The 12,156-nt window shown below is 43.6% G+C and carries 14 protein-coding genes and 2 riboswitches; of the genes, 9 read left to right on the top strand and 5 right to left on the bottom strand.

The genetic code is table 11. From position 1 onward, the window contains the following. The first annotated feature begins 87 nt into the window (after positions 1-87). On the top strand, positions 88-636 hold the full coding sequence (locus JSQ81_RS11235; RefSeq protein ID WP_212604159.1) for a histidine phosphatase family protein: 549 nt from the start codon (positions 88-90) through the stop codon (positions 634-636). A gap of 90 nt (positions 637-726) precedes the next feature. Here JSQ81_RS11235 and thiW read toward each other — a convergent pair whose 3' ends face one another. Then, complete coding sequence (gene thiW / locus JSQ81_RS11230) at positions 727-1,224, bottom strand: energy coupling factor transporter S component ThiW (RefSeq protein WP_212604158.1); 498 nt, start codon at positions 1,222-1,224, stop codon at positions 727-729. Next, positions 1,221-1,991, bottom strand: coding sequence for a hydroxyethylthiazole kinase (gene thiM, locus JSQ81_RS11225; protein ID WP_212604157.1), 771 nt, complete (start codon positions 1,989-1,991; stop codon positions 1,221-1,223). Before thiM ends, thiW begins: the two co-directional genes overlap by 4 nt. Before the next feature lie 91 nt (positions 1,992-2,082). Then, positions 2,083-2,190, bottom strand: a riboswitch (TPP riboswitch). A gap of 118 nt (positions 2,191-2,308) precedes the next feature. On the opposite strand from thiM, the gene JSQ81_RS11220 reads away from it, so the two are divergent. The 8 genes from JSQ81_RS11220 to JSQ81_RS11185 all read left to right on the top strand — a co-directional run bounded on the left by JSQ81_RS11220 (position 2,309) and on the right by JSQ81_RS11185 (position 8,459). Next, complete coding sequence (locus JSQ81_RS11220) at positions 2,309-2,761, top strand: hypothetical protein (RefSeq protein WP_212604156.1); 453 nt, start codon at positions 2,309-2,311, stop codon at positions 2,759-2,761. Between the two features lie 120 nt (positions 2,762-2,881). Next, positions 2,882-2,987, top strand: a riboswitch (TPP riboswitch). Between the two features lie 72 nt (positions 2,988-3,059). Further along, positions 3,060-3,896 carry a bifunctional hydroxymethylpyrimidine kinase/phosphomethylpyrimidine kinase gene (thiD, locus tag JSQ81_RS11215; RefSeq protein WP_212604155.1) on the top strand — a complete coding sequence of 279 codons (837 nt, stop codon included), beginning with the start codon at positions 3,060-3,062 and terminating at the stop codon, positions 3,894-3,896. Next, positions 3,889-4,548: a thiamine phosphate synthase gene (gene thiE, locus JSQ81_RS11210; protein WP_212604154.1), complete on the top strand. Its 660-nt coding sequence runs from the start codon at positions 3,889-3,891 to the stop codon at positions 4,546-4,548. The genes thiD and thiE overlap by 8 nt, the downstream gene beginning before the upstream one ends. A gap of 65 nt (positions 4,549-4,613) precedes the next feature. Beyond that, positions 4,614-5,816, top strand: a complete 1,203-nt coding sequence (locus tag JSQ81_RS11205) for a DUF3238 domain-containing protein (RefSeq protein ID WP_212604153.1) — start codon at positions 4,614-4,616, stop codon at positions 5,814-5,816. A gap of 106 nt (positions 5,817-5,922) precedes the next feature. Continuing rightward, on the top strand, positions 5,923-6,528 hold the full coding sequence (locus tag JSQ81_RS11200; RefSeq protein ID WP_212604152.1) for an alpha/beta hydrolase: 606 nt from the start codon (positions 5,923-5,925) through the stop codon (positions 6,526-6,528). Between the two features lie 28 nt (positions 6,529-6,556). After that, positions 6,557-7,231 (top strand): NAD(P)H:quinone oxidoreductase, encoded by a 675-nt coding sequence (gene wrbA, locus JSQ81_RS11195; protein WP_212604151.1) that lies wholly within the window; start codon positions 6,557-6,559, stop codon positions 7,229-7,231. 126 nt (positions 7,232-7,357) lie between these two features. Continuing rightward, on the top strand, positions 7,358-7,711 hold the full coding sequence (locus JSQ81_RS11190) for a PadR family transcriptional regulator (protein WP_212604150.1): 354 nt from the start codon (positions 7,358-7,360) through the stop codon (positions 7,709-7,711). Further along, positions 7,689-8,459, top strand: a complete 771-nt coding sequence (locus JSQ81_RS11185) for an HAAS domain-containing protein (RefSeq protein WP_212604149.1) — start codon at positions 7,689-7,691, stop codon at positions 8,457-8,459. The genes JSQ81_RS11190 and JSQ81_RS11185 overlap by 23 nt, the downstream gene beginning before the upstream one ends. 397 nt (positions 8,460-8,856) lie before the next feature. Here the strand turns inward: JSQ81_RS11185 and JSQ81_RS11180 are convergent, their stop codons facing one another. From JSQ81_RS11180 to JSQ81_RS11170, 3 genes are all read right to left on the bottom strand, one after another. Continuing rightward, entirely contained in the window at positions 8,857-9,741 is an 885-nt protein-coding gene (locus tag JSQ81_RS11180) for a peptidylprolyl isomerase (RefSeq protein WP_249336522.1), read from the bottom strand. A 115-nt stretch (positions 9,742-9,856) separates the two neighbouring features. Further along, a complete protein-coding gene (locus JSQ81_RS11175; protein WP_212604148.1) occupies positions 9,857-11,260 on the bottom strand; it encodes a sensor histidine kinase in 1,404 nt (467 codons plus the stop codon). Continuing rightward, positions 11,257-11,958: a response regulator transcription factor gene (locus tag JSQ81_RS11170; RefSeq protein ID WP_212604147.1), complete on the bottom strand. Its 702-nt coding sequence runs from the start codon at positions 11,956-11,958 to the stop codon at positions 11,257-11,259. The genes JSQ81_RS11175 and JSQ81_RS11170 overlap by 4 nt, the downstream gene beginning before the upstream one ends. Positions 11,959-12,156: the final 198 nt, after the last annotated feature.

Below are 12,156 nucleotides of genomic sequence, written 5' to 3'. Positions count from 1 at the left end.
TATTGGCGTTGTTTTTTATTTGAATGAATAAAGTATTAAATGTTTCCGTTAATGGTTTCCGGGGGAAAGTAGAGTGGGGTGTTAATTATGGAAAAAGTATTATATCTCGTGCGTCACTGCGAGGCTGAGGGGCAGTCGCCGCATGCGAAATTGACGCCAGAAGGTAAGGTGCAAGCAGAGAAACTGTTATCATGTTTTGATGAAATTCAAATAGATCGAATCATATCAAGTCCTTTCGTACGTGCAAGGTGCACGGTATTACCACTTGCCGAATCAAAAGGATTGTATATTGAGCAAAATAGCGATTTGACTGAGCGCGTGCTTAGTTCGCAAAATGAAGTAGATTGGATGGGAAAATTAGAGGATAGTTTTTCGGATGTCCATTTAAAATATAAAGGCGGCGAGTCGTCGATAGAAGCGATGACGCGCGCCTATAAAGTTGTGAAAGAATTGAAAGATGATTCGCACACGGTCATTGTGACACATGGAAATCTGATGACATTATTATTGAGGTGTTTTGATAAGCGGTTTGGTTTTGAAGAATGGTCGAATCTCACAAATCCCGATGTCTATCGTATAAAATTCCATGCTGAAGATGTTTCTGTAGAACGGATTTGGGATGATTGCGCGGCATAAAAATTTGTAAATGTCGATTGGGACGAAGTACTAATAGGAAAATAAAATACCAATGGCCGCCTTAGCAATTGCCAGGGCGGCTTTTTGGGTTCACTCTAATGTTCCAAGTTTTTTCCCGACTGTTGTATGTTGTAATCGTGCAGCTAGAAGTAAACCTAATGCCGCTCCACTAAAGCTGGAAATGAGAAACGGCGGTACAAAGAAAAAAGTCGTTACCGTTGTGCCCATCAAGATTTTCGCATACGGAACTGCAAACAACGGGGCGATGAAGCCAGTCCCGATTACTTCGCCAATCGCGGCAAACGCGGTCTTTCCAAATCGTTTATACATCACGCCCGCCAGGTAAGCGCCAATCATGCCGCCCGGAAATGCAAGAAGCGATCCTGTCCCGGTTAACAAGCGAACGAGTCCCGTCACAAATGCAATCGTAAGCGCAGGAATCGGTCCAAGCATAATCGCCGCCAGCACATTGACTGCGTGTTGAATTGGGTAAGCGCGCGCGATACCCGCGGGGAATGAAACAAAAGCTGATCCAGCGACAGCTATCGCCACAAACATCGTCATAATCGCTAGTTTTCTTGTACTCATTCTTCAAACGCCTCCTCTGAATAAAGCGCGTTCAAGAAGTGGACGGCGAAATCGCCAGGTCCAACGGCAAGTTTTGCGGCTTTTTCACCAGCGCATTTATAAAAAGTTAGTGCAGTAGCGGCGGCTTCCATTTGATTTTCATGGGCAACTGCTAAAAAGGCTCCGACGACACTGCTTAATAAGCATCCAACGCCAGTGACGCGCGTCATAAGCGGGTGTCCGCCTGTTATTTTCATGATTTCATGGCCATCAGTCACTATATCGATAGTTCCGGAAACGGCAACAAGGCAATTATGTTTACGCGCAACCTCTTTTGCAATTTCTTCGATATCGGCATCGCCATCACCCGCATCGACTCCTTTTGCCTGCCAATCGACCCCCGCGATCGCCGCAAGTTCTCCTGCATTACAACGAATAAGCGTGACGTCCACTTCGTTCAATATTCGTTGGACGTTTTCTTTTCTGAAAGAAGTAGCCCCTACGCCAACTGGGTCAAGTACAACGGGAGAACCATGTTTTACAGCGCTTTTTCCAGCCAAAATGATGGCTTCAACGGTATCTCGTTTTAACGTTCCGATATTTAATACGGTCGCAGACGACACTGCCGCAATTTCCGCAGCTTCTTCGATTGCATCCGCCATCACCGGTGATGCGCCGAGTGCTAGTAAGCCGTTTGCTTGGAAATTCGCGACTACGATATTCGTGATGCAATGAATAAGTGGTTGCTCTGCACGTAGTTTTGTTAAGAGGTTTTCGGTTTGATTCATAAACTGTTCCCGCCTTCACTCATTTTTAAAAATGAAAAAGCCGCTCCCTGATAGTCGGGAAGCGGCCTGCGGTTTTGAATTAAGTTCGTGAAAATACGCAGTCCCACTTCCCTCCGCTGGTATGAACCAGATCAGGTAATAAGAGTCCGCATATCCATATGCATCTCAGTCCTTGTAAAGGACACCCCTAGTGGCAAAATCATTCAATTTGTTTTCACTATACCATAGAAATACGAAAAGTGAAAAAGGGTTTTTAAATTTAGAGGTCGAATACCAGAAGATATATTTCATAATCAATGTTGAATAGGGGAGATTTATTGAAGGATTACATGCCTGGACTCATCATTTCACTAATTATTTATATAATACTCGAATTAGTTAATTGGCAAGTTTACAACAATGTCATGCCTTTTGGTGTGCTAATTTCATTCTTGGTATCTTACGTTATTGTTTCTAAACATAATATAGACACTAGAAAAACTGTTTCGGCTAAAAGGCGGATTTTGGGGTACATTACTTATGTTTTTATATTTCTGTTGTGCGTATATTTTTCTTTACCAGAATTGACATTTAATCAAGCGAAGGAAAAGGTGCTTAACAATCATGATATTACGATTGAAGAAACGTATAACGTTCCGCTCCTGCCAGACAATGAATGGAATCCTTTTGAAACTAACTGGGCTTACTTTTTTGAAGGGGTAAATTCAATGTCAGAAAAAATTTCAATAATGGTTATTCCCGATACTGGCAAAGTCTTTGTGATGGATTAGTAAGTAGTTATATAAAACCCGCCAACACCAATATTTCACCGAAAAGTCGAAAACATTTCACGATGTCCATTTCAGATTTCCGTTTAAGTGTGTTATAGTTGAGTCAAAGCTGAATAGTTTGATAACCACTAGGGGTGCCTTTTATAGGCTGAGACGTGCGAGTATGCGCGGACCCTTGGAACCTGATTCGGATTATACCGACGGAGGAAAGTGGGCATCCGCGCCTTTTATTTTCATGGTTGCCGCTTCCTGTCGTTTTCAGGGGCGGCTTTTATCTTAATAAAGGGCGTGTTTCTATATGGTGAATGTAGCAATGACAATAGCGGGTTCGGATAGTGGCGGTGGCGCTGGAATTCAAGCGGACCTCAAGACTTTTCAAGAACTCGGCGTATTTGGCACATCAGCAATAACAGCGGTCACGGCGCAAAACACACACGGCGTGACAGCAATTCAAGCAATGGAACCAAAGATTATTTCCGCGCAAATAAAAGCAGTTACAGAAGATTTTACAGTGAAAGCTATCAAAACGGGCATGTTATTTTCGGCTGAAATTATTCATGCAGTTGCCGATTCGATACGGGATACTGGAATACCCCTTGTTGTCGATCCAGTCATGATTGCCAAAGGGGGGGCCTCCTTACTCCACGATGAGGCAGTAGAGGCATTGAAGTCTGTCCTTCTACCGTTAGCGGCTGTTGTCACACCGAATATCCCGGAAGCTGAAGTTTTAACGGGATTGACCATCAAAACGGATAAAGACATAGAAGCGGCAGCGGGGCATATACTAGCCTTAGGCGCGAAGGCTGTTGTCATCAAGGGCGGCCATCGTCAGGATGCAGCCTTTGCTGAAGATGTGTTTATGTCGAAAGTAGGCACAAAGTTTTCAGTTCGCTCATCTTGGGTAAACACTAAAGACACACATGGAACAGGATGCACCTACGCAGCCGCGTTGTCGGCGTTTCTAGCGAATGGGGAAAAACTAGAAGATGCGGTCGTTTCCGCAAAGCATTTTATCCATGCGGCAATTGAAGATGGTCTAACTATCGGCGGAGGTCATGGGCCAACAAATCATTGGGCGTATGGCCATCGGATCAAAAACGAGAAACTTATAGAAGGGGTTGCGATCATTGGATAAAAGCAAACTACAATTATACTTTGTAATGGGGACACCAAACATAGGCGAAAGAGATCCGCTTGCAGTACTTGAAGGGGCGTTAAAAGGCGGTATCACCGCTTTCCAACTCCGAGAAAAAGGGGAAGGCGCGCGCGTCGGTGCCGAATTAAAAGAACTTGCGGAACAATGTAAAGCGCTATGCGAAGAATACAAGGTGCCATTCATTGTTAATGACGATGTTAATTTAGCGCTTGAAATCGGCGCAGACGGCGTTCATATCGGGCAAGATGACGGTGTCGTTTCAGAAGTGCGTTCGAAAATCGGCAAGGACAAAATTCTCGGCGTTTCAACAAATTCGGTAAATGAAGCATTAGCCGCATCAGACGCAGGAGCGAATTACGTCGGCGTCGGTCCATTATTTGACACTGATTCTAAAGAGGATGCCGGACCCGCAGTAGGGACGGAACTTGTCGAGGAGATCGTCTCGCATCTTCCCGGCTTGTGCCTCGTGGGAATCGGTGGGATCACTGAGGGAAAAGCGAGCAAGGTCATACATGCCGGCGCATCGGGAGTCGCGATCATTTCAGCAATTACAAATGGTGAAAATATAGAAGAAACGACACGAAATATCAAAGGTCGCATCACGCTTGCGTTGACCGGCGTTGAAATGTAAGTAAAGACGTATAGCAAACTTTAAAATACGCCACACTTCCTTTAAGAGGGAGTGTGGCTTTTTGTATGGACAATAATATCCTTTTCGAAGTAGAAACCGTAACACATAAGCATGACTTAATCTCCTTCACTTGGAAGGATGTCGGTGGAATTTATCAAGTTTACAGAGACGAGGAACTCCTCTATGAAGGGACTGTCGCGGAGTTTTGCGATGGTAATTTTAAACACGCGAAAATGTACAATTATTCAATCGAACGACTTATCGATGATGTAGTTGTAGATGTCATCGCACTGCAAACTTCGGCATTTGCCGAACAACGAAATCCTGAAAATCCACTCCAGTTTCTTGTGATGACGACCATCGTCGCAAAGTCGCAAATTGCTTTATCGTGGGAGGAAATAAAAGATGTCGACACCTATGAAATTTATCGGAACGGCATTTATATGCAGACGGTGAAAGGGAATCGCTATATTGACCGCGACTTCTCGTTAGATGAACCCTATACATATCGGATTCATTCGAAGCGGCCGCTAGAAAAATCTGAGGAGCGAATGAGCCGAAGTAAATCGATTCTATCGAATGTATTCGAGAGGTTTAATCAAGCCTCAGCCAGTTCAGAACCAGCTATGGAGCGTTATACCGTATCGAAATTAATTGCGAAGCCGAGGCTCTTATTAGTCCCTGTCTTAAAGAGGAACCATCGTAAAAACGTAGATTATTGGAAATTTCGCTATGCTACATTTTTAACTGAAGAGTTTGTTGTCAATCCAAATTTGTTGTCGAAAAATCATGTTTTTAAAGGCGACGGCAGAGATTTTCAACCAGAAAGTGAAAAGTATCGTACATGTGTCAATGTGAATCTCGATTATCCTAATCACCGATCAATGACGTTTACGAAAGATATTGGTCGTACGATTGCCTATGACCGTTCTGGAAGAGTCCGTGAAGACGGAGTCGCTTCAAGCGATGGTATCGTGTTAGAAAAAAGCGAACATCAACCGGGAGAAGTCGGTTTTCTATTGACGCATGCTGTCGGCAATCCGCTCGTTACCGCGCCAACTGTCGATTATGAAGTGCGGGCTGTTTTCAGGCGCGACGGCACGTTTGATATGACAGGTTTTCATGATCAAGCACCTCATCACGAAATTTATATCGCTCGCGGGGAAGGAAGCGAATGGCGAACCATCCATTTAAGCAGGAGCAAGGGTCTTGCTTGGATGTCCGGGGTTATCGCATGGCAATATTGGCGATTTTCCAATTTTGAATGAAACAACCTTTTTGACAATGTGAATCTGGTTTGATAACATTACCTTGAATTCGAGATAGTTTGTTTTTTGAACTATATGGGAAAAGAATTGTAAGGAGGAATGAAACTTGAAGCATATTTTTAAACAAGGTAGCGATGCGTCGAAACCAGTTTTATTATTATTGCATGGTACAGGCGGGACAGAACAGGATTTATTGCCGCTTGCGGAGATGATTGATCCGGAAGCTTCAGTATTGAGTGTGCGTGGGAATGTATCGGAAAATGGCATGCCGCGATTTTTCCGTCGTCTCTCGGAAGGTGTATTTGATGAGGAAGATTTGATTTTTCGCACGAAGGAGCTTCATGACTTTCTAGATAAAGCTGCAAGTGAACACGGCTTTGATCGCTCGAATATCGTAGCATTCGGTTATTCGAACGGTGCCAATATCGCGGCAAGTTTATTGTTCCATTATGATGATTCGTTAAAAGGCGCAAGTTTGCATCATCCGATGGTTCCGTTACGCGGGATTCAGATGCCGAATCTATCCGAGGTTCCGGTGTTTATCGCCGCGGGGAAAAATGATCCGATTTGTCCCGCTGCGGAATCCGAGGAATTGGATGAGCTTTTAAGAGGTGCTGGCGCAAAGACAACGGTACACTGGGAGATGAACGGGCATACGTTAACGGGTTCCGAAGTTGCTGTCGCAGCGGATTGGTACCGAAGCCAGTTCTAAATCAAATTCCTCTGGTGGGTGAATAAATATGGGTTACTTATATAGACTATTCGGGAACACAAGTACAAAGGAGATGGATGATTTGTCAAATTTAAAAACAGCAATCGTTTATTACAGTTCGGGTGGTACAAACTATCAACTTGCACAGTGGGCAGAAGAAGCAGCGAGTGAAGCGGGTTCAGAAGTAAGAGTATTGAAAGCGCCTGAGACAGCACCACAAGCTGCAATCGATTCAAATGCGGGTTGGAAAGCGCACGTTGAAGCAACGAAAGATGTTCCGGAAGTGACGCCTGCAGATCTTGAGTGGGCAGACGCCATCATTTTTAGCGTGCCGACGCGTTTCGGAAATATGCCTGGGCAAATGAAGAACTTCTTGGATACGACAGGCGGATCTTGGGCACAAGGCAAGCTTGCGAATAAAGCAGTGAGCGCAATGTCATCCGCACAAAATCCACACGGAGGACAAGAAGCAACGATTCTTTCGTTATATACAACGATGTACCACTGGGGCGCGATTGTAGCAGCACCAGGATATACAGATCCGGTTGCTTATGCGGCTGGCGGAAATCCATATGGAACAAGTGTAACTGTCGGTCAAGACGGCAAAATGGCCGATGATGAAGCAGCGATTAAAGCAGCGGTTCAACACCAAGCGAAACGTACAGTGAAAGTCGCGAAAGCATTGAAACATTTAGAAGCATAATTGTAGAAAATCGACTCTGGTTGGAGTCGATTTTTTTGTTGGCTATCTTGTTATACAAACTAGTAGACATATTTATTTATGCCTGCTAGTATGTATTACAAGATAGCGATGTGGAGGTGGAACTGGATGGCTTCATCAAGTCAGATGTTAAAAGGAGTTTTAGAAGGCTGCCTTCTTGCAGTCATCAGCAAAGGGGAAACGTATGGGTACGAAATGATTGAGCGATTGGGGACATTCGGATTAACGATGGTCAGTGAGGGAAGCATCTATCCCGTGCTTCTGCGGATGCAAAAAGAAGGGTTCGTATCGACCGCGATGCGTCCATCTCCGAACGGACCGAGACGGAAGTATTATTCGCTGACTCCAGAAGGAAGAACAGAGCTCGAAAGTTTTAAAGCCCGTTGGAAAGAGCTTTCAACAGGCGTTGATTTGCTGATGGAAAGGGAGGGGGAGCATCATGAAGCTATCAAAGAGAAGTGATGAGTTTGTCAAAAACGTTCGGCTGTATTTGTTCACATCGGGGAAAAATGAACAGGAAATTGTCGAGGTTACGGGGGAGCTGGAAGATCATCTTGCGGAACTTGAAAGTCGCGGGAAAAGTGTTGAGAGTATTACGGCAGGATCGCCGGTAGCGTACATGGAGTCGTTGGAGAAAGAGATGACGAATGATTATGCGGCTTGGTTGAAGTGTGTTCCGTTTATTGGGCTAATTATTGTGGCGTATTCGGTGATGGGCAGTGCGATAAACGGTGCATTTGAAGTGAATATCATCCAGCTAATCGGGGTGCCGGCTGTGGGGATGGTATCGCTAATTATTTACTGGGCATTGTTTAGAAATATGGCGAAAAAGGAGTGGACCGGTAAGAAATTATTTTTTACGGCATTTTTCGCAGTCACGTTTGTCATGCTATTGTTTATCGTAGTGGCTCTTTCAAGCACGTTTTTTATCGAACCATTGTATGTAGCGTCGCCGAAGATGAATATTGTCATAGCGATTATTTGTGCATTAATATTTGTTGTTGGGGCCGTTTGGTTAAATCAGTGGATAGCCATTGTGGTTCCCGTTTTACTGTTCGCGCCGCAGATAGCGTTCAATTTTACATCGATTAATGATGAGGCGAAAATAATCGTGAGTTGGATTGTTTCGATGGGGCTTATAACTGTGATGTTCGCTGTGCATCTATTGGTTCTGAAAAAGAGGGAATCGAAATTTGCGCAACGATCATAACGTGTCGAATCCCGGTAATAAATAACCGCGTAATCCCGTTGCGGGAATAAGCGATTGAGTTACGGGAGCAAACCCGGGCGATACGGGAATAACGAGCGTCGTTACGGGAATAAAATCGCGCTGGATCCTGTTGCGGGAATAAACGATTGAGTTACGGGAGCAAACCCGGACGATACGGGAATAACGAGTGTCGTTACGGGAATAAAATCGCGCTGGATCCTGTTGCGGGAATAAACGATTGAGTTACGGGAGCAAACCCGGGCGATACTGGATGAACGAGCGTCGTTACGGGAATAAACCATAGAGCAACGGTAATAAACTCTGAACCCATTATATTACAGGCTAATTCCCCAATAAAAAAAGGAAAAGCCCGAAAGCTTTTCCTTTAAACGCTGACTTATTTTCCTTCTTTTTCAGTCAAAGTATTTTCAACTTTGTACTTCTCTTTCAATTCGCCCATTAAGGCTTCGTATTCTGTGTTCATTTTTTCCTCGAAAATAGCGTCTTTAATTTGCTCTTTTGAATCTTCAAGTGAAGCTTCTTTTGCTTCTTTTTTATCCGTGACGTGGATAATGTGGAAACCGTGACTCGTTTCTACAGGACCGCTGATTTCATCAACTTCCATTGCGAATGCAACTTCTTCGAATTCCGGAACCATTTTACCTTTTCCGAAAAATCCTAGTTCGCCCGCGTTCGTTGCATTGGATGGATCTTGTGAATACTCTTCGGCAAGTTTCGCGAAGTCTCCGCCGTCTTTAAGCTTTTGTTCGACTTCTTTTGCTGTTTTTTCATCTTCAACAAGAATATGGCTTGCTTCTACTTGTTCAGGTTGGCCCAATTGCTCTTTGTGTTCTTCGTAATAAGCTTCGATTTCTTCATCAGTAATTTCAATGCGTGGTTCTAGTAATTTACGAAGTGATAAGTATTCAACAATATTTTCTTTGAATTCTTTTTCGCTCATTCCACTTTGTTCAAGAGCGGATTTGAATGCTTCTTCGCCGCCAGTTTGTTCAACGAAGGTTGCAAACTCATCTTCGACTTCCTTGTCGGATACTTTAATTTTTTTATCTTTTACTTCAAGATCGATTAATTTGCCGTCGATTAATACTGAAAGGGCTTCTTGACCACCCGTTTTTACCATTGCATTGTATAACTCATCTTTTGTAATTTTTTGACCGTCGACTGTTGCTACTTTTTCACCATCATTTGAACAACCCGCGATAACGAATGCGATTGCTAGCAAACCAGTGAGTAGCAGTGATTTCATGAACTTCTTGCGCATTATTTCTCCCCCATAAATGTTAGATTTACTTCGATTGTACATGCGAAATATGAACAAACTATTAACAAATAGAATTTGGTGATGAAAACTTCCGAATGCTAATTAGTAGTATACCCTATTTCGGCAAAGTAATTGTAAATTTTGTTCCTTTTCCTTGGTCACTTGCAACATCAATTGTTCCATTATGCATCATTACGAGTTGTTTGACAATGGATAACCCCAGGCCGAATTCTCCATAAGGGTTCGTCGTTCTCGATAAAATCGCCTTGTAAAAGCGGCTCCATATTTTTTCAATATCAGCTGGATCGATGCCGACGCCCGTATCGGAAATTTCAATCATGACATGTTCATTTTGCTCAAATCCACGTAAAGATATAACGCCGTTCTCAGTAAATTGAATGCTGTTTTTGGTGATGTTAATCAAAATCTGCGTCAAACGGTCATAATCCGCATGCAAAATCACATCGGATTCTGCAGAAATAACGATTTCATTGTCCCTTTCAGCAGCCATATCGCCGAGTTGATCTTTAATGATTTCAAATAACTCGATGAGATGAATATCTTGTTTATGCAGCTCGATTTGGTTCGATCGAATTTTTTCGTAATCCAAGTTTTCATTGACTAGGCGGATGAGACGTCGTGTTTCATTGCTGGCAAGTCCTAGTCCTTTTGCTTTTTCCTCTTCGGAAATCATGTTGTTGCTCATGCCCTCGATAATGCCGCGAATTGTGGTGAGCGGCGTTCTTAATTCGTGGGAGACGTCTGCCATGAATTGGCGTCGCCGATTTTCCAATGTTTTAATCTCTTCCATAGAGTCATTCAGTTTCTCCACCATGCTATTGAAATCGCCCGCCAGTTCGCTGATTTCATCGAAGTTGGAGGAAGGAATGCGTACGGAATAATCCCCGCCTGAAACAAGCGATGTTGCTTCTTGAAGTCGTTTAATGCGTCGGACATGAAAGGTGGATAGAATCCAACTCAATAATAATGAAAACACGAGCGCAATGGCGGTTGTGTAGAGTAAAAAGGTATTCATTTGCGAGACGACTTGACGCGATCCTTTAATGGGAGAGGTGAGCAGGATCCCGCCGATGAATCGGTCGTTATGAAAATACGGTAGCAAGACAAAAGTGACGGCTTCATCAAAACGGTTGAAGTCTTGTTTAACGGTGATGATATTGCCATTTTTGATGTCTTGCCATTCTTCATCCCGCAATTCAATGAGCGGCGTTTTTTGTCCGGTTGAATACGTGATGACCGAGTTTTCATTGAAAAGGCTGTACTGAATATCTCGGCCATCGAGAATATGTCCATAGGATTTTAAAATACTGCTCGAATTAAGTTGGTTTCTTTCGGTATCTGCCAAAATGTTTTGCCCGTAGGTCACGAGTTCTTCAGTTTTCGAGTCGTAAACGAATTTCTCGACGTACTGGGAAAACACTAAACTTAAAATCAGGAAAGCGACAATAATCACGCTTAAGTGACTGGCAAGTTGTTGGTATAAGTATTTAATCCTCAAGTGGAATCACCAACGGTTTCATCGAAACGATACCCGACGCCCCAAACCGTATGGAAAAACGGCTGCGTATCAGTCGCGATTTTTGTTCGCAAACGTTTAATGTGGACGTCCACCGTTCGATCATCTCCGTAAAAGTCGAAACCCCAAACGCGTTCTAATAGTTGTTCGCGTGAAAATACTTGTTTTGGATGTTGCACGAAATGCAGTAACAGATCGAATTCTTTTGGCGTTAAGTTTTGGACGGGTTTTCCGTCGAGTAATACTTCCCGCGTGTTTTGATTAATAATAAAATGAGCGGTTTTGATGATTCCTGATTGTTCTGGTTCAGCTGTATGTGTCGAGTATCTCCTTGTGACGGCTTTTATTCGAGCCATTAATGTTAATGGGCTGAATGGTTTTGTTACATAATCATCCGCGCCCATTTCCAGGCCTAGCACTTGGTCGGATTCGCTGTCTTTTGCGGTGAGCATGATGATCGGGCCGGAATAATTTTCTGCGCGTAATTTCCGGCAAATCATAATGCCTTCCATTCCGGGCAACATCCAGTCGATGATGAGGCAATCCCAACCGCCTGCACGTGCCCGTTTCAAGCCCTCAAGACCGTCTTTAACGAATTCGCCTTCAATTCCTTCTTTCGAGAAAAACAATTCAATCATCGAGGAGACACTTTCATTGTCCTCAATTACTAAAATTTTCAACAAACGGCGCCTCCTTCCCAAGTTGTCATTATTCTAAAATTAAAGTGAAAACGAGAAATAAGCAACTAGAAACCCCTTGTCTTGAAACTCGTGCGGTGTTTCGAGTGCGTCAAAGGTCACGAGTTGCAAGCAAAATGATTTGAGTGCAAGCAAACATCTACCAAGTGCAAGCAAACTACCCTAGAGTGCAAGCAAAAC

This window comes from Sporosarcina sp. Marseille-Q4063, from assembly GCF_018309085.1.
Classification (GTDB): Bacteria; Bacillota; Bacilli; order Bacillales_A; family Planococcaceae; genus Sporosarcina.
Note: the sequence above shows the minus strand (reverse complement) of the source record. Positions and strands in the feature narration are given on the sequence as shown.

Coding starts and splice junctions, on each gene's coding strand:
- JSQ81_RS11235 (WP_212604159.1), top strand. CDS start 88: ATGGAAAAAGTATTATATCTCGTGCGTCACTGCGAGGCTGAGGGGCAG.
- thiW (WP_212604158.1), bottom strand. CDS start 1,224: ATGAGTACAAGAAAACTAGCGATTATGACGATGTTTGTGGCGATAGCT.
- thiM (WP_212604157.1), bottom strand. CDS start 1,991: ATGAATCAAACCGAAAACCTCTTAACAAAACTACGTGCAGAGCAACCA.
- thiD (WP_212604155.1), top strand. CDS start 3,060: ATGGTGAATGTAGCAATGACAATAGCGGGTTCGGATAGTGGCGGTGGC.
- JSQ81_RS11205 (WP_212604153.1), top strand. CDS start 4,614: ATGGACAATAATATCCTTTTCGAAGTAGAAACCGTAACACATAAGCAT.
- wrbA (WP_212604151.1), top strand. CDS start 6,557: ATGGGTTACTTATATAGACTATTCGGGAACACAAGTACAAAGGAGATG.
- JSQ81_RS11190 (WP_212604150.1), top strand. CDS start 7,358: ATGGCTTCATCAAGTCAGATGTTAAAAGGAGTTTTAGAAGGCTGCCTT.
- JSQ81_RS11185 (WP_212604149.1), top strand. CDS start 7,689: ATGAAGCTATCAAAGAGAAGTGATGAGTTTGTCAAAAACGTTCGGCTG.
- JSQ81_RS11180 (WP_249336522.1), bottom strand. CDS start 9,741: ATGCGCAAGAAGTTCATGAAATCACTGCTACTCACTGGTTTGCTAGCA.